The 18,341-nt window shown below is 34.6% G+C and carries 16 protein-coding genes; 12 read left to right on the forward strand and 4 right to left on the reverse strand.

Annotation, left to right across the window (positions count from 1 at the left end):
* The first annotated feature begins 22 nt into the window (after positions 1-22).
* The 5 genes from MY04_RS19380 to MY04_RS19400 all read left to right on the forward strand — a co-directional run bounded on the left by MY04_RS19380 (position 23) and on the right by MY04_RS19400 (position 6,648).
* Positions 23-1,450 carry an FMN-binding protein gene (locus MY04_RS19380; protein WP_066212424.1) on the forward strand — a complete coding sequence of 476 codons (1,428 nt, stop codon included), beginning with the start codon at positions 23-25 and terminating at the stop codon, positions 1,448-1,450.
* Positions 1,451-1,459: 9 nt separating this feature from the next.
* Positions 1,460-3,664, forward strand: a complete 2,205-nt coding sequence (locus MY04_RS19385; RefSeq protein WP_066212426.1) for a TonB-dependent receptor — start codon at positions 1,460-1,462, stop codon at positions 3,662-3,664.
* 37 nt (positions 3,665-3,701) lie between these two features.
* Complete coding sequence (locus tag MY04_RS19390; RefSeq protein WP_066212428.1) at positions 3,702-4,439, forward strand: HmuY family protein; 738 nt, start codon at positions 3,702-3,704, stop codon at positions 4,437-4,439.
* A 232-nt stretch (positions 4,440-4,671) separates the two neighbouring features.
* Positions 4,672-5,547: a ChaN family lipoprotein gene (locus MY04_RS19395; RefSeq protein WP_066212430.1), complete on the forward strand. Its 876-nt coding sequence runs from the start codon at positions 4,672-4,674 to the stop codon at positions 5,545-5,547.
* A 252-nt stretch (positions 5,548-5,799) separates the two neighbouring features.
* A complete protein-coding gene (locus MY04_RS19400) occupies positions 5,800-6,648 on the forward strand; it encodes a helix-turn-helix domain-containing protein (protein WP_066212432.1) in 849 nt (282 codons plus the stop codon).
* Here the strand turns inward: MY04_RS19400 and MY04_RS19405 are convergent.
* Positions 6,637-7,464: an alpha/beta fold hydrolase gene (locus MY04_RS19405; RefSeq protein WP_066212434.1), complete on the reverse strand. Its 828-nt coding sequence runs from the start codon at positions 7,462-7,464 to the stop codon at positions 6,637-6,639. The genes MY04_RS19400 and MY04_RS19405 overlap by 12 nt on opposite strands.
* Before the next feature lie 63 nt (positions 7,465-7,527).
* Positions 7,528-7,965, reverse strand: a complete 438-nt coding sequence (locus MY04_RS19410) for a hypothetical protein (protein WP_158297784.1) — start codon at positions 7,963-7,965, stop codon at positions 7,528-7,530.
* A gap of 134 nt (positions 7,966-8,099) precedes the next feature.
* Between MY04_RS19410 and MY04_RS19415 the strand changes: the two genes are divergently transcribed.
* The 4 genes from MY04_RS19415 (at position 8,100) to MY04_RS19430 (ending at position 9,914) form a co-directional block, all read left to right on the forward strand.
* Positions 8,100-8,498 (forward strand): hypothetical protein, encoded by a 399-nt coding sequence (locus tag MY04_RS19415; protein ID WP_066212437.1) that lies wholly within the window; start codon positions 8,100-8,102, stop codon positions 8,496-8,498.
* A 282-nt stretch (positions 8,499-8,780) separates the two neighbouring features.
* Positions 8,781-9,185, forward strand: a complete 405-nt coding sequence (locus tag MY04_RS19420) for a hypothetical protein (protein WP_066212441.1) — start codon at positions 8,781-8,783, stop codon at positions 9,183-9,185.
* 123 nt (positions 9,186-9,308) lie between these two features.
* Positions 9,309-9,620 carry a type II toxin-antitoxin system RelE/ParE family toxin gene (locus MY04_RS19425; protein ID WP_066212443.1) on the forward strand — a complete coding sequence of 104 codons (312 nt, stop codon included), beginning with the start codon at positions 9,309-9,311 and terminating at the stop codon, positions 9,618-9,620.
* Positions 9,621-9,914: a helix-turn-helix domain-containing transcriptional regulator gene (locus MY04_RS19430; RefSeq protein ID WP_066212445.1), complete on the forward strand. Its 294-nt coding sequence runs from the start codon at positions 9,621-9,623 to the stop codon at positions 9,912-9,914.
* An 86-nt stretch (positions 9,915-10,000) separates the two neighbouring features.
* Here the strand turns inward: MY04_RS19430 and MY04_RS19435 are convergent, their stop codons facing one another.
* Positions 10,001-11,734 (reverse strand): arylsulfatase, encoded by a 1,734-nt coding sequence (locus MY04_RS19435; RefSeq protein ID WP_066212447.1) that lies wholly within the window; start codon positions 11,732-11,734, stop codon positions 10,001-10,003.
* 721 nt (positions 11,735-12,455) lie between these two features.
* On the opposite strand from MY04_RS19435, the gene MY04_RS19440 reads away from it, so the two are divergent.
* Complete coding sequence (locus MY04_RS19440; RefSeq protein ID WP_066212450.1) at positions 12,456-13,034, forward strand: SRPBCC family protein; 579 nt, start codon at positions 12,456-12,458, stop codon at positions 13,032-13,034.
* Between the two features lie 208 nt (positions 13,035-13,242).
* Entirely contained in the window at positions 13,243-14,541 is a 1,299-nt protein-coding gene (locus MY04_RS19445; RefSeq protein WP_066212451.1) for a hypothetical protein, read from the forward strand.
* 64 nt (positions 14,542-14,605) lie between these two features.
* On the opposite strand, the gene MY04_RS19450 is transcribed toward MY04_RS19445, so the two are convergent.
* Complete coding sequence (locus MY04_RS19450) at positions 14,606-17,167, reverse strand: DUF3857 domain-containing protein (protein ID WP_066212455.1); 2,562 nt, start codon at positions 17,165-17,167, stop codon at positions 14,606-14,608.
* A gap of 174 nt (positions 17,168-17,341) precedes the next feature.
* On the opposite strand from MY04_RS19450, the gene MY04_RS19455 reads away from it, so the two are divergent.
* Positions 17,342-18,064 (forward strand): DUF2490 domain-containing protein, encoded by a 723-nt coding sequence (locus MY04_RS19455; protein WP_066212457.1) that lies wholly within the window; start codon positions 17,342-17,344, stop codon positions 18,062-18,064.
* Positions 18,065-18,341 lie beyond the last annotated feature (277 nt).

Below are 18,341 nucleotides of genomic sequence, written 5' to 3' on the forward strand. Positions count from 1 at the left end.
AAGATCACGACATCATTTCAGAATGAAATTAAAAATAGACTACCGTAAAACTTCCATCACTTTAGTGATTCTATCGGCCTTCCTATATTTTGCTATTGAAGGACCGTTGGAAAGAAACGATCTACACCAGAATATTTCTACTATCGAAAATGAATTTTTTGCTCCTAAATTGGTGACTGATTTTGTGAAGTCAACTACTAAGGAATCAGGTTTAATTTCGGAAGGGAAAAGCTATGTGTTGGGAGAATATGGATTGGTGAGAGCTATTCCTAAAAAAGTAGTGAAAGCATCTGGAATGATCTCATTTTCTAATAATATGGGCGAATCCCTTCATAATAAAGAATGGGCTGAAGCCATGTCGAAACGATTAAAAGCATCGCATGAAGATGCAGAAATCGTGATCAAAATGCAGGAAGAACTATGTTATGCGGAGATTTATCAAAGCGGTCGATTATCGTCTTTATATTTCGAAAACATGATGCATAACACCGTACAAGGTTTCTCCGGACCGATTTATATGGGAATGGAAACTTCTCTTGGAGGAAGTCTTAGAGAAGTTTCTTACATCACTTCTAAAGAAACAGAAAGTTATTTGAGAAAGATTTTAAGAAGTGGATATCTGGACCAATATCAAGGACTTTCTTTAGAGGAAACAGCACAAACTATCGACGCTATTTCTGGTGCTACTATTACGACTAGAGCAATGGCTGAGGGGGTAACAGAAGCATTTCATACTACTGCCCCTCAGATTTTAGCGAGTTATTATGATAAAAATATTGAAGCTTTTAGTGTTAAAGCTGAGCTGACATATTGGTGGATTTTTAACCTATTTGTGATTGCTTGCATCTTTGGTTATGCTATGATTCCACAGATCAAAAAGACAAAGAAGAACAGATTGTTTGTCTCACTATTTACAATGGCCTATATCGGGTTTGGGATGAATAGTTCTTTTACCTACATCACTTTCTTGATGCCGTTTATGGGAACTGAACTTTCTTTGTTCTTAGCATTATATGCCTTACTAACATTATTCTCGGCAATTTGGGGAAAGAACGCTTACTGTTCTTATGTGTGTCCTTTTGGAGCAGCCCAAATGCTTACTTTAAAATACTCTCCCTTCAAATCAAAGAAATTGATAATCACAAACAAACAAGCAGAGTATATCAGATATGCAATTACTGTTGTATTGTTTGGGGGATTCGTATATGGTTATAAGAAATTCGGAAACTTTGAATTGTTTCCCGATTTGTTCAGCATGGAGCTCTCTTCTTATTGGCTGTACATCTCGATTGCTTTTGTCATCATCTCAATGCGATTCCCTATGTTATGGTGCCGTATGGCCTGTCCGACCGGTTGTGTTTTGGATAGTTTAAAAATGGCATCAGAAGGCAAACTAAAGAAGACAAAAACGAAAAAAATAAATCAAAAGCCGAAAGTAGTTCGTGCTTAAAACCTATCAATGAGAAAATTAATTTACATACTATTTTTCATCTTCCCATATAACCTATGGGCACAACAGAATATTGAAATTACTGTAGTAGATGATGATCGATTACCATTGCCTGGAGCCAATGTTTGTTTGCTGACAGAGTCTGGTGCTAAATCGTATTTTGTCACCAACGTGGATGGTCAGACGAAAGTGTCATTATCAGAAAAAACGTTCTGTACGGTATCTTATATGGGATTTAAAACTGCAGAAGTAGAATTAGGCCCATCCTCTCAGAATACCACGGTGAAGATGAAGTTGGATTTACTGATGTTGGATCAGGTGGTGAAAACCGCTTCGGTACAACCTCAAACAGTGGACGAGTCTATCTATAGAATTCAAGTAATTGATGGTAAACAGTTAGAAAAAATTGGCGCCCAAACAGTGCAGGATGCGTTAAGATTTCAACCGAATATCAACCTTGCTCAAGACGGCGTATTAGGATCGAAAATCATCATGCAAGGATTGGAAGGTCAGCATGTAAAAATACTGATTGATGGAATGCCCGTAGTGGGTCGACAAGGTGGTGACATCGATTTAGGTCAGTTAGATGTATCTTCTGTAGATCATATTGAAGTGATTGAAGGGCCGATGTCTGTGATCTACGGATCCAATGCTTTGGCGGGAACAATCAATATCATCACTAAAGAAAATAAGTACAAGACGCTGAATGCATCGGCTAAAACTTACTACGAATCGGTAGGGTTATTTAGTGTGGATGCCAATGTTTCTGGAGCAAAAAATCAACATAAATGGGGAGTGAATACAGGAACCAGATTGTTCAATGGTTTTAATCCTGATGAGTCGACAAGAGCGATGTCTTTCAATCCAAAAGACCAGTACAATGCAGATGTCTATTATGGATATAAATGGAAAGGATGGAACACAAAAGTAGGTGGTCGTTTCAGTAGAGAAGACCTTCAGATTGTTGGAAATTATACCAATAATGCCAATCCGATTCGAGCATTCGACAACTATTATACAACAGATCGAGGAACAGTGTATGGTCAGTTTAACAAGAACTTTTCGAACGGAGATGCTTTCCAAGGGATGATCTCTTACAATATTTACGATCGTACCGGTCAAACTTATTTCCTAAAGTTAGATGAAGGTATAAAAGAACAACAAGGTGATGATACCTACGACGCTTTCCAAACTTGGAATGCCCGAATGTCTTACGAAAAACGATTAAATGATTGGTTTAAGTTTGATGCAGGTTACGAATTCACCGACGAAACGGGGCAGGGTTCTAAAATGAAAGGGGACGAGCGTTTGACAGAAAACTCTTTATGGACGCAATTAAATATTGAGTTGAATGAAAATTGGTCACTACAACCCGGAGCAAGATTTATTCATCACAATCAATTTGATGCTCCTTTGATTTATTCTGCCCACGTAAAGTATCAAAATGAAGCTCGTTGGACAGGTCGCCTTTCTTTCGCAAAAGGTTTTAGAGCTCCATCACTTAAAGAAATGTACATGCATTTTGTGGATGCTAACCATGAAATCTACGGTAATCCAGATCTAATTCCAGAGACGTCTTACAGTGCAACTGCCAACCTGAATAAAGATCTTGATCTATCATCAAAGTCTGTTTTGAGATTTGAAGCAACAGGGTTTTACAACCACTTATTTGATGTGATTGATATGGCCCAAGGAGAAGGCAATTCTTTTGTGTACATGAACATCTCACAGAAGAAAACACAGGGAGGAACATTTAAAGTATCCTACAATTTTAATAATCAATTGAAAGTAGATGGAGGGGTGACGTTAACGGGAATCAGCTATGATTTGGAAAACAACCGAAACTTCGATTTTAGATATTCTACCGATTTTGTTTCCTCACTTTCTTACTTCTGGCCATCGATTGATTTATCGACTAGACTGGATTACAAATACACCGGAAAACGTACGCAGTTGTTATTGGGAACAGACGAAGACAATAATTCAGTGGTGAATGAAGGGTATACAGATGCCTACAGTATGCTGAACTTCTCTACTACCAAAAACTTTAAGAATAAAAGGTACTCGGTTTCTGCCGGGGTGAAAAATATTTTGGATGTCACCAATGTAAATAACTCTGCTAGTGGAGGTGCACATTCAGGAGGATCATCTTCTTTGATCGCATGGGGGAGAACGTATTTCGTCTCTCTAAAAATCAATTTAAACAAAAAGTAAACGAGGCCAACACCTCACTAAAATTAAACTTATAACAATGAAAAAGTTCATTACATTCCTATCAGCTATTGCTATCTTATCTTCTTGTAACAGCGATGACCATACAGAAGCAATCGTTCCTGAAGATACATCTTCTCACGATTTACAAGTATCACTTTATGGAATGCCAGTAGTTGAAATTGAGAAAGAACAATATCCAGGAGGACCGGTAGTTACTACTGAGTTAGATTACAACCGTCAGGTATATATAAACTTGGATGCAGCTTCTGCAGATGCTAACGCCGATACAACAGGGGTACATTGGAACGACGTAGAGTATTATACATTTGATATTCCAGAAGAGAACACAACAGGAGCAGGTCCAGAAGGTTGGGATATCGTAATGACCTATTACCACGGTATCACTTATGATGACCAAGGAACAGCCACTCCTTATTATATGACAGGTGGTTTAATCAATACATCAAATGTGAAAGCTATTCGATTAAATAAAGAAGAAATTGAAGGTGAAGGTCAGACTTTCGTGTCTTATGATGATATTACATTCGAAGAAGCATCAGCTATTACTTTATCATCAGATGCAGCATCAATTGGTTCAGATTGGAAAGCGTTGGACTTCGCAACATTTACTTATAAGATTGTAGAAGATCAGTATTACATCATCGAATCATCTGATAAAAAATTATACAAATTAGTATTCACTGACTTCTACGATTTGGACTCAGGAACGAAAGGTTTCCCTATGTTCAAATTCCAAAGAATCATCGCCGAATAATTAAAAGCATGATGTGGTTATATGAATCGAATCAGTGTATATTGATGGTATATAAAAAAATAACTGGCGCAGGTCTCCCGACCTGTGCCCGCGTCATGAGGAGCGAACCATAAGAAGGCCAGAATAGAATCATACCAATTCATTTTTTTTTGAATTATAAATTATTTCACGACATTCATAAAAGTGAAGCACATCACTTCACCATAAAACACTTTTAATTCTACTAAATTCAATGAAACAACTTCTTTTATCAGTAATTCTCATCATAAGTTCTTTTACGGTGAATGCACAATTAAAAGCCTATCAAATTTTTGATAAAGAGGGAAAAGAGGTAACATTCGAAGAGATGTCGGCTCAATTGGAAAGTTATAACGTGGTTTTCTTTGGAGAATTGCACAATAACCCGATTGCCCATTGGTTACAATTCGAATTATCTAAGTCTCTAGCCAAAGCAAAAGACAACCAAGTGATTTTCGGGGCAGAGATGTTCGAAAAAGACAATCAGTTGGTATTGGATGAGTATTTAAAAGGGTTAGTAAAGGAAGCCGTTTTAATTAAAGACGGAAAAGCATGGGACAACTATAAAACAGACTATGCACCTTTAGTAGATTTTGCCAAAGAAATTAACGCTCCATTTTTTGCAACCAATGTGCCAAGAAGATATGCTAGTCTAGTCGCAAAACAAGGCTTGGATACATTAAAGACATTGGATAAGAAAGCACAAAAATTAATGGCTCCACTACCTATCGAAGTGCCGTTCGATTTACCATCTTACAAAGAGATGGAACAAATGATGGCCGGTCATGGAATGAAAGGAAAAGCCAAAAACTTTGTTTGTGCACAAGCCATCAAGGACGCAACAATGGGATATAGTATTGCTAAAGCAGTAAAGAAAAATAAGAATAAAATGATGATTCATTTCAACGGTAACTTCCACTCAAAAGATCACGAAGGAACAGTTTGGTATGTGAATCAATACTATAAAAAAGCCAATTGTGCAGTCATTTCTTTTGTTCAGCAAGCTGATTTATCGAAGTTAGACGAAGCGAACAAAGGAAAGAATGAGTTTACGATTGTCTGTAACGAGAACATGACAAAAACATTCTAAATGTTATTTGACTGATTATAGAAATTGGATCAATATAATCACAAAAGATGGGTGTAACCCATCCGATAATACAGTAATTACTTACTCAAAATAAAAAGTATTATTTATAAAGTGATTAAACACATCCAAGACTATAAACTCAAAATATACCACCATACACAAGGAGGGGTGCAACCCCTCCGAATTGCATGTGGATAAATAACTCTAACCACACATAAGCAAAGAACAACCTCTCCTAATCCCCAAACTCCCATGAGCTTCGAATTCTATAATTTTGAAATGATCGGCAAACCCATGATTGGAACCTCTCTATTCCAACCGCCCTTTAAAGCCAATGCGACTTTACAGGATGAGGCCCGTTTTGTCAAAATTATTAATGGTTCGACGAATTTATATGTTCCCGATCATCACCTCTCGTTATCATCAGGTGATATGTTTATCATGAAGTGCGATAACTTCGTAAATATTTGGGACGAGAATGAAGATGCTTCCAAATCACAGGTTTTTGTTGCGAACTTATCACCAGAATTTCTAAAGGAGATTTACGATGATGATATTCCATCCATCTTTCATCAAAAAGAAAGTAAAGACCACAAGGCTATACTGAGTATTGAGCCTAACAACGCTATAGAGTTGTTTATCTCTTCTATGTTATTCTATTTCGAAAATAAAGAAATGATGACGGAGGAATTACTCAAACTCAAGATGAGGGAATTGATCATGATTCTTTTAAATTCAGATCAAGACGGAAGTATCAAATTGATGTTGAAAAGCTTATTCCAAACCAAGGAATATGACTTTAAGGAAGTGATTCACGCCCATCTTTACGAAGATTTGAGCATACAAGATTTGGCCTTCTTTACGGGATTGAGTTTATCCACTTTTAAAAGAAAGTTCAAGACTGTTTTCAATACAAGTCCAAATCAATACATCAAAACAAAGCGTTTGATGAAGGCTGAGAATTTACTTCGTGTGACTGATCAACGTATCTCAGACATTGCTTACGATTGCGGTTTTAACGATATCGGGTACTTCTCTAAATTATTTAAATCGGAATACAATATCTCTCCTTCCGATTTCAGAAAGTCACTAACGGTTTAGAATTTCCTTAGCCGTAATCGATGGATTTTCTAAAGGAAGTAAATGCCCATAATCGGTAATTTCCACAAGGTTTAGATTAGGATTTAGCGACTTCCAATACTTTCTCACTTTCTCAGATAAGAAGAGAGAAGGTTTGCCTGCAATAATCTTCAATGGGACTTTTACGTTTTTAATAATTTGATCTAGGTTGACAGGAAGTCCATAATTCAACATCTCCCAAGAAGCAGGAAACACCAATTCTGAATTGGTATTTAAGCTACGTTGTGCCAATAAAAACAACTGTTGATCGTCGAATCTTTTGTACCCTTGATTTTCTCTCAAGTATTCAAAAAATGTGAGCGTATCTTCCCATTTTTCTTTTTTAGCTAAAGTAGCAATCATGGGTTTCATCTTCTTTTTGATCCATAATGGAAGAGGATGAAAAAGAAGTTGAATTAATTTTGATACCGAAGCAGGTTCAATTAATATCAACTCTTTAAACAATTCCGGCTTTTTGATGTAGGCCAATAAAGTAGCCGTCGCCCCTTGAGAATGACCAATGCCAACAATGGGTTCATCATAATTTTGTTCGATAAATTCAATCAAATCGTCTGCATACACTTGCCATTTTACCTGACCTTTTGGAGTAGGAATATCATCCCAACAAGCTCTGAGCAGAAGACTTTTTAATGCAAAAGTTCCGCTTAATTCATTCAGCAATTCTTCATAAACATGAGAGGGGAAACCGTTCGCTCCATAAAAATGAGCAGGAGTACCTTCAGAAGAGATATCAAAAAAAGAAGCCGTTTGATTTTGTAGTGTTGTTTTATGTATCATATAGGTGGCAGGGCCAGAAGAATAAAGTAAAAAATGTGTTGTTGATTGTTATGTATCAAAAGTTTATCCAAACTTAACAGAGGAGGCTAAAACCATTTTTTGATGAACTTTTTTATTATTCTGTTTACCAGGAATCCATTTTCCTTTCATCAATTTTATGAATTCTTTTATGCTTTCTTCAGTTATTGATTCAGAGCAACATAAATTCCTAACTTCACCATTTTTATCAATAATAAAGCTGAAATAGAATTTTACAGCCCCTCGTTGTTTCATTTCATCAGGGAAGGTTAAAGTTTGTCCTATTATTTTATAAAAACTTCGCATACCACCTTCAAAAGAAGCAGGTGCTTCTACAATGTCATACACAGGTTCACCATCTAAAGAATCAAGGTTACAGGGATATCCTTCTTGTTCATAGTTTATAACCATTATGTCATAAAGTCCTTGACTAAACGAATAGAATGGTAATAGAATTAGGGAGATGTGGATTAGAAGTTTCATATTTTGTAAATTATTGATCATCTACAATTTAAATAATCCAATTAATATTTTCTGTATTTCGTTGATAAAGCTTTAGCTATTCTTTACATTAGAGATAATTCTAAACAAGCAAACAAAAAACTTCTGATTGATTCATGAAAAACATAACCATACTCTTAGGTGGACTATTTTTAATTATAATTATATCACATTTTCCCAATATATATGCTTACTTTACTTCAGATGAAACTACAGCAGAAGTTGTTAATTATGAACTTTATAGTGGTGGAGGAGGAACTAGTAGATATCGCAAAGGTACTGTTTACTATATAACAGTTAAACTAAACGAAAATTATAATTCTCGAAAAGAGACATTGATGGAGTACGTGCCTTATTATGAAGGAACACAACTTGATGTATTAGTTAATAGTTCTTCAGGAAGGGTTACAATTTTTAGCTTTTGGTCTTTTTGGTGGAAAAATACAATTTTTGCTATTATCGTTGGATCATTATGGTTTGTTGGGTTTGTAAAGGTGGTTTATCTAAAGGATTAATAGATTTTATTGATTCCAGTTTTCTCAATCCCGGATCCTAGATCATAGTCCCCAATCACAAGTTCCCAGAATAAATTCTGGGGCTAGTGATAATTATGCCTTTTCAGGACTAAAGTCCTGAAGGCTTGGACGAGTAATTTTTCAACACTAAATTGTTGCTTTGTGAATAGCAGTACACATCAAAATTGGTAAAGACTTCAGTCTTTACCAATCTAATTATTTCCAGCCCCATACTTCAGTATGGGGAGAAGATATTTGTTATAAATCAAAGACACATCAACAATGAAAAAAACAATAACTTTCTCTCTAATTTTTATTTTCTCTTGCGTCCTTTTAACAGCTTACCTCGTAAAGCTTTATCTCCAAATTCCTAGTGACTGGACAAGCGAGGGTATAATAAAAAGGGAACTTCATTCAGAAAAATTAGTTACCAAATTTCATATTGATGAAAAGGCAATTCACCCATATTCTAGGGAATTAATCATGAAGGGAAATATTGACGGTAAGGGGCTATTGTATATTGGAGTTCCTGAAACTTATGTCAAAATGGACACCATCCAAAATGAGTTCGAGATAAAATATCATGGAGACTGGTATGGAGATACTTGTTATGTAAGCTTTGAGCCAATAGACATGACGAAAGGGGAATTATTGATAGATTACAAAATTCATTCAAGTAAAAAATGAGTTGTTGATTCTTATTTTTCAAAGAGTTAACAAAGAAATTAGGAAATATTATTTGATCTTGCATAAGATAAAATATAACATAATACATTTTGTTTTCATTAGCTTACAGGCTAAATTTGTGATATGCAAACACCAACTAACTTTTCGATTCAAAAAACTAAAGAGTTTGAAAAATGGTTTTCTAAACTTGAAAAAAAATCACTAAGAGCTTTTGTCGCTATTGATTTAAGAATACGGAAGTTAGAAAGAGGAATGTTTGGTGATGTTAAACCTATTGGAAATGGATTACATGAGCTAAGATTATCAATTGAAAAAGGTTATAGAATATACTTTACAAATGATAATGGTAAAATCATCATATTACTTGTAGGTGGTGATAAAGGTTCACAAAAAGCCGATATCAAAAAGGCATTTGAATTAAAACAAAATCTTTGAATGATGAAAACAGAGGTAACCCCATATAAATCACATGAACAAATCTCCAATGTAAAAACAGCTATTTACATGTTAAGGTACGCCATGGCTGAAGGGGATAGCATCGACATTATTCATGCCGTGGAAACACTTGTAAAATACATTGGCGTAAAGAAGGTTTCTGAATTAACAGGTTTACATAAAAATAGTTTGTATAAAACAATATCTGGAAAGACTAGTCCTAAAATCGAAACCATCATTAAAATAATTCGTGCAATTGAAGCGGAAACGAATATGAAAACTATTGAGGTTTAATACATTTTTTTAATTAAACTTTAGTATAATTAAAAACCTACTCCAATTGTAATTGAAGTAGGTTTTTACTTTTAAAGAGTAATACATCAATCACTCGCCGCCTTAAACGCATTCCAAGCCTCATCCACCTGCACCAACTGATGGTCTTTTTCGTATTGTTTATAAATACCCAACATCTCTTTATAGCGACCCGGCATTTCTTTTTCCAAAGGTTTACTTTCTGATGGATCTTTTACGACATCGTATAAATGCCACTCTCCATCCCCAAACATACCTTTACGGACTTTAATCAATTTATAATTTCCTTTCATGATATAGGCGTTACCGAACAATTCGAAAGCATACCATTGATTATCATTTCTAACAATATCCGATGACCCATCTAAGAAAGCACGAGCACTGATCCCACTTGGAGCCTGTACTTTTTTGCCTTTATAAGTATCCCCAGGGTGTTTGATACCGGCATAATCTAAAATAGTCATAGGAAGATCTTTTACAGACATCACTGCATTCGACATTTCTCCTGCACGTTTATAATTTTCTTTTGTAGCACCTGGAGGAACGATAATCATTGGTACCCGAACACCACCTTCACCGATAAACCATTTCCACCAAGAAAGTCCACCTGTTGCCGCATTGGCCCAAGCCGTACCGATGTAATTACTAGAATTGGCTGTACCGATACCTTCAAAAGAGGTGTCGTAATTATTGGCAATCCACTCACCAAATACCTGATTTCCTGTATTCGGATTTTCGGCTTCCATTCCTTCAGGCCCATTATCAGAAAGGTAGACGATCATGGTATTTTCTAACTGTCCAGATGACTGTAGGTAATCTAAAATCTGACCAATTCTATTGTCTTGATCTTCAATTTCAGCAGCATAAGTAGCAAATACTTTCGCTTGGTATTTCTTTTCATCATCAGAAAGTTGATTCCATTTTTTTACCAAATCATTTTCAGGTGCAGGAGATGCATCATGAGAGATCAATCCTTTTTCTTTTAATCTTTTATACCTGAACTGCTTCAAGCCTTCATAACCATGTTTTAAGTAAAAGTCGAAATGTTTATCCACTAATTCTGGTGGTGCTTGAATTGGGAAATGAGCTGTAGTAAACGCCATCCAAGAGAACCATGGTTTCCCATTTTGATGTGCCTCCTTAATAAAATCAAGCATCTGATTAGTATATAACTCTCCTGAATATACACCTTCGGGACGGTCATATTTCTTACCATTCAGTGTCCAATGTTCTTCAAATTTTTTGTGCATGAAATCAGGATCAGAGAAAATAGGCGTCATTCTCAAATTATTCCAGTGGTTTGATCCACCCGATAGGATACCAAACTCTTTGGTAAATCCCCAATGTAAAGGTCCGTAACCACCTGCTTCTTCACCTCCTAAATGCCATTTTCCTACTTTAATGACTTCGTAGCCCTCATCATTAAATAGTTGAGACATGGTCACTGCATTTTCGGTAAGGTAGCCTTCATATCCAGGTTTTCCTTTTGAGGCAGGGTAGAAAGAGTAATCAAAAGATCCCAAACCAATTTCGATATTATTACAACCTGTCATGAGCATCGATCGGGTCACAGAACAAACAGGAGAGGCGTGGAAATTGGTAAATCGAACACCCGATTCTGCCAAACGATTAAAATTAGGAGTATTGATTTCAGAGCCATAAATACCTAAATCACCAAAGGCAATATCATCACCAATGAGTAATAATACATTAGGTTTTACATCAGCTTCTTTTTTTTCATTTGATGGGGATGAACAACTAAATGTAATCATCAACATCAGTAGAATGCTTATATATTTCATAGTTAAGTAATGGGTTTCTCATATAAATTAATCAATCTTTTCAGGCTATTTGATGACGTTTGGAGGTTTCTTTCTCAGATTCATCAATAAATCCCTAAAATTCTTGAAATAAAAAAAGAGCCCAACAAAGTTCGGCCCCTTAATAGCTTAATCTTAACAAATATACTATATCTTTTACCTTGTAGTTTTGTGTTTTACAAGGTTTTAGTCAGTAAACCTGACTTTTCATTTTTAATTAAAATGATTAATAATGGTGATCTTCTTTATTTTCTACTCTGCCTTAACGGTCAAGTAGACTTTATAAAAGCTCTATATTTTTATTACTGTTTTGATTAAACAGTAAGATGTTTCTTTATAAAAGGATTGTATGGTGTTATGAGTATAACACAACGATCAGTTAAAGTAGGTTTATTATAAACTATACTCTTTTTGACCCATTTTTTGAATTAAACTGATAGTGGTAGAGATGATGAATATTAATAACATAACAATGAATTTTTTCGAGTGAGATTAATTATTTATACGGAGACCTTTTTAAGAAAGATTAAGTTTTAATGAGAACAAATGTTAACGTTGGTAGGGTGAGCTACTTTTCGATTGTTGAACCAATTTTCCAATTCTTTGAACCAATCGACCAATTGATAGTAAGGCGAATACATCACCTTTGTATTAGACAAAAACAAAACATGTACTCTGGCTTAGGCCATTAAATTCTAATACTATGAAATCAATATTTTTCGCATTGGCTATTTTATACACATTCATCACTTTAGGCCAAGATAAAAAAACACAACACATACAAGTTTCAAGAGAAATTAAAGCTCCAGCGGCGGCTGTTTGGAAAGTGGTTGGGGAAGAGTTCGGTGATGTTCACAAATCACATCCATTCGTTGTCGATTCCAAATATTCTCAAGAAGGAGTATCAGAAGGGTGTGAAGGAGCAGAAAGAATTTGTTCGATTACATTGGATGGAAAGAAATATGTAAAAGAGAAGCAAGTGAATTACGATCCTGAAAACATGAAGTTTAAAGTGCAAATAACTCATATCCAAGGTTTACCACTCATTCCTGAATACTCATATGGAGTATATCATGTAGTAAAAGTGGATGATAAAACCTCAAAATTGGTGTTCACTTTCGATTATAGAACCAAGCCTGCTTTTATGGGAAGCTTGGCTAAAGGAAAATTCAGAAAGCAGTTAGCTGATTACATGTTAGCCGTTGATCATTATGTGATAACAGGGGAGGAAGTTAACGGAGAAAATTTCAAAGAAATCAAGAAACAATACGAAACAAAGTAAAGTAGAGGAGGGTAAAATAGAACAGTAGTTCCATTATCAATCAAGGTCACCTATTTAGGTGGCCTTTTTGGTGTTGTAAATAATGCTAAATCGCTGACGATCATCATCAAAAGTACTTGATACAACTAACTAATTTTGCATTTATAAACAGACAACTGAACGTAGTAATCATCAAAAATTGATATACAATACTACTAATCAATTACAAATGAAACACACTTATACCGTCTTCTCAATAGTACTCATACTATTATCATTTTCATCAATTACCTCAAAAGCATCTGATGATAAACCAAAAAAAGAAAAGGACGAAGTTGTACAGACGGAGTACAAGCCTTTAAAATTAGACCTTTCAGATGATGGTCAAAAATACATCCGTTTTATCTTATGGAATCAATTCCAAATTGCGGATAACAATATGGCCGATGATTCTGGGTTTGGTCTAAATATTCGTCGTACACGTATGTTGGCTTACGCCCAAATTTCAGAGCGTTTTATGGTATTGACTCACTTTGGTGTCAATAATGTAAATGCCTACAATATGGATCCATTGGGAAATAGAAATACAACTGATGGTACGGTAAATACAACCCAGATTTTCTTACACGATGCTTGGGGTGAATTTAAAGTATCCAATAACGAAACTTTGTTTATTGGTGCAGGTCTTCACTACTGGAACGGTCTAAGTAGAATGTCCAATTCTGGAACGTTAAACTTTATGACGATGGACAATTATCGTCAGTCATGGGCATCATTAGGTTTGTCAGATCAATTCGGTCGTCATGTAGGTGTGTATGCGAAAGGTTTTTTGGGTCGTTTAAGATACCAAGTATCTATTAACGAACCTATAAGTAATGCATTAGGATCTGCCGAGCAAGATGATTTGGAAAACGGATCAGTGACTTACTCTGGTCGAAGAGTTTTAGGTAATGATGCGAAACTAGTTTTACAAGGATATTTTGAATATAACTTCTTGGATAAAGAATCGAACAAACTTCCATTTAGAACAGGTTCTTATTTAGGAAAAAAGAAAGTATTTAATATCGGTGCAGGTTTCTTCAATCATAATAATGGTGTAGTGAAAATGCAAAATGACCTTCCTGAAGGAGGAGATGTGAATCACTTCGCAGTGGACTCGTATTATGATGCACCTGTAGGAAATGGAGCCATTAATGCTTATGTAGCTTACTATAATTTTAATTATGGTTTTGATGAGTATCACTACGGAACAACATACGGTACAGGTAACTCGTTCTATGGACAATTTGGTTACTTATTACCTTTCACAACAAAGCAAGGTAGAATGATGCCTTACGTTGCATACAGTACTAGAAATTTCAAAGCGTTTGATAATGCCGGCGACGGTGTGCAATTGGGTGTCAATTGGTTTATCAACGGACATAATGCGAAGTTGACTTTAGAATATGCTAATACACAACCAAACTGGTCGGGTGAACGTCCGGATCGTGTACATGGTTTGGTTTTGCAGACACATATATTCTTATAAAAAGTACTTTATAAAAATAAAAAAGGTGAAGAGAGGGTTAACTTTCTTCACCTTTTTTTATTTACTATGAGATTTTGACATCAATAGGTGTACTTTCTTTGGGTATATATGTTTTGGTAAAAGTATTCTTAGCCCTTTTAGAATAAAATATATATGGAATCCAAATTGTACAGGCACTTAAAGATTTAATAACTTGTGATGACAGTTCTTTACGGTCAGCATCAGTGAATTCTTCGAAAATTAAATAATAAAATCCATTATCGATAAGTGGGAAAATTAATCCTGTTATTAATAATGCGGAGTAAAAATACTTTGTGCTTGTTCTTTTATTGAAAGCTAAAAACAAGGTTAATATACTTAGAACAAGAGTAAAAGAATTGATAGCAAACTCCAATATAACTAATAAAAATAATTGAATACTGTTGTCAGATGATTGTAAGTTACTCCAGAAAAAAGGTGAAAAATAATCTGTTGAAACGACATCATATAATACTCTTAATGGGGAGAATAAGATGGCGAATAAAGGTAGTATCAACCAGCCTCCAAACTCCCAACTTTCTCCAGAACCCAAAGATGGAGGATTAAAATTGAAATAGATCTTTCTAGCAAAATAAGCAAAGATCATAGAAAAGAAGAGGAATAGAAAAATACTTGCATAGCTTACTTTACTATCACTTTCAACCTCGACATTATCATTATCCTGTCCTACATTATAAGTAATTGTGTATTCAGCATTATCAAATGCATTTTCTCCATCTTTTATTACTTTCTTAGCAATCTCTGCATTCACATAATTAGAGTCCTGCTTATAATCATAAATAACAGAATATTGATTGCTTTTATTTCCTTCTTTGACCACGTAACGGTAACTAAAGAACTCATTCTCTACAGGGGTATCGTATTCATTCAAGCCCCATTCTATAGGTAAATTTACCTTAGTTTCTTGATGATAATCTATAGGTTCGCTTATATAATAAGGCGTTTTTCGTTGATGTACTTTATCAAAAGAGACTTCACTATATAAAAGAAAAGGAGAAACCCTGAAAAGAATTGTCATACTGTCAGTAGTTCCTTCCCAAACACTATCTGTATGATAAAATTCCTCAATGATGATCTTTCCAGTAGTATTTTTATCGTTATCTAAGAATTTTACAGGTTTAACTGCGGTAACTCCTTCATATAAATTGGCATAATACTTTTCATATTTATCAGTGATAAATTCACGGTCATTTCTTGAGAAATACGCTCTCATATCATCTGCTTTTGGCCCATAATATTCTGATCGAATAGTAATGTCAGCACCTCCTCCAATAGAATCGAGATCAATTAATTCTTGAACATCCATTTTCGATATGATACTCCTAGGAAGCTTCGTTAATGTGTCATTTCCTTCCTTAATTACTAAACCCCAATAATAATTTGGAGTTGCAAAATTAGGAAGGTCACCCCCTTGATTATTCATAGTAGGATCGATATAATACTCTTTTCCTTTATAAATTAACTGAACAATACAATGGTTAAATCGGTTAGGAGCAGGAATTTTTTGATGCATCAATTTACCTCTAGTATTGACTAACATTGGGTAAGCTTCCACACCTTCCTCTCGAAGTAAGGCTGTAAGTAAAAGAGATTTATCTTTACAGTCGCCATAACGCTGATTATACACTTGAGTGGGGCTATGAGGTTGAAAAGCGTTAATGCCATTTTCAATACCCATATATCGAATTTCATCTTGTATGAAATGTATCCAAGAAAGAATTTTATACTGTTTTGTAGTGCCTTTTAATTTAGTTTTTTCCTTCTCCCAGATCTTTCTTATTTCATTTTTATTGTATTTATACTTTGGTAAAGCCCAATTTACTACTTCATTCCAGTTTTGATACGTAGAAAATTGAACATATTTAAATCCATTGAACCAAGCAGTTTCATTATCTTCATAAGTGTAATCTTCCATACCACTTCCTCTTTGAGTTAATATCTGCAAGTTCCCTTTTACTTCCTTTTTAAATGGAGTAGCTTGATTATATACTTTTTCAATAATTTTTTCATCCTTTGAGAGGATAAGCTTTGTGTAAATTGTAGCTACAGGGGTGGAGTGATTTTGATAAAAGGTATATCCAAATTTCAGCCTATGGAACGGATGAAATCCTTTTCGAGTATAAGCATAAGAAATGATATCACCTTTTCTAACATCTTGCAATTGATGTATCGCCGACATTGTGCCGTTGTAAAGGTAATTTTTTAAATCCGTTTCCTGTCGGATCACTTCAAACTTACGAACATCAAGTTTATTGATTGTTTTACCATTTCGAATAATCTCCAACTTGTGGATATGAATAGATTCATATGAAGGATCGAAAGAAATGTTGAAATTGGAAGAAGATTGTACTGCTTCAATATCAACCACCTTATAAGCTTGTTCGTAATATGATTCTTGTGTAAGTCGGTTGGTTTGATCAGAGATTAATAAATACTGAGTACTGATACCTTTTTTATCTTTAAAAGCATCATCACTAAATTCGATCTTATCCACCCAATTAGGAATAGGTGTTTTCTTAAAGTGTTTATTTTGGCTGTGTAACGAATAACTAAGTAAAAAAAATAAGCCAATTAAAAGTTTGCGCATGAAATTGATTGTTGAAGTTTACCTTGAATTGTAAATATATAGTAAAAGAGTAGATTATAAATATTTTTAGACCTTTTTCCGGTATCAAAAACGCTAAAGTTATTTTGATTTAAACAATTGTCAATCCATTTAAAATTTATAAATTCGCACTCAAATTCATGATGACTCAAATAAATGCCTACTTTCAAAAAATACATTTTAAACCTAATTCTACTGCTAAATTTTATTTCCTTTTCTGTTGATGCTCAAGAAAAACATCCAGTAAAAAAAGATGTGGTCAATCAGCAACTGTGGATGGATCTTTATTTTCACCTTCAAACTTCCGAACGTTTCAATTGGTTATTTGATTTTGGATATGAAACCATTTTCTCTGATAATTATTGGAATAAAATCTATCATGAAACATCAGTAAATTATCATTTAAGCAAAACGTTTGATATAAAAGGAGGAGTAGCTTTTTATTATCATTTTGATCAAGCAATCGATAACCGGTTTGAACTTAGACCATGGCAAGCAGTAGTCATCAAATTCATAAAAACTGATTTTTACTCTTTAAACTTTCAAATTAAAAACGAACAAAGACTTTCATGGCTACTCGATAAATCTTATAATTTTGATTTTAGATTAAGATCAAAATTATTTGGTTCATTTACACCTTTTCGAAAACATAAAAATGTTTACTTACCTTTTGTAGCAGAGTATTTTTATCCAATTAGAGATAATATCCCAGAAGTTTTCCATAATGTATCAAAAGTGGGTATTGGTGTAGGGAAAAGATTTAATGATCAAATGGATGGGTCTTTCATGGCCAATTGGCAATATTCGAGATCGGGTCCGAATGATGAGTATAGAGTGTCGGATTTTGCGTATCAGTTTCAAATCACGAGGTTTTTTTAAATTAAAAATGAAAAGCGATTTATAAATTAAAAATGAAAAGTTAAAAATGAAAAACGTGATTAGTGATGCTAACGCTCGTTGGGGAAATTGGAAATTTCCAGTGAAGAGTGAAAAATGAATTGTGAAGAGCGATTAAAAAAACTCCTAGTTCCTAGTTCCTCACTCCAAACCTATAAGTTATTCCTTATTAGTTATAACTTAAAAAAACAAACGTCAACTTTGCTACCTGCTACCTGCTACCTGCTACCTGCTACCTCAAATCCCCCCCCTCTTCTTG

Source organism: Flammeovirga sp. MY04 (assembly GCF_001682195.2).
Taxonomy (GTDB): domain Bacteria; phylum Bacteroidota; class Bacteroidia; order Cytophagales; family Flammeovirgaceae; genus Flammeovirga; species Flammeovirga yaeyamensis.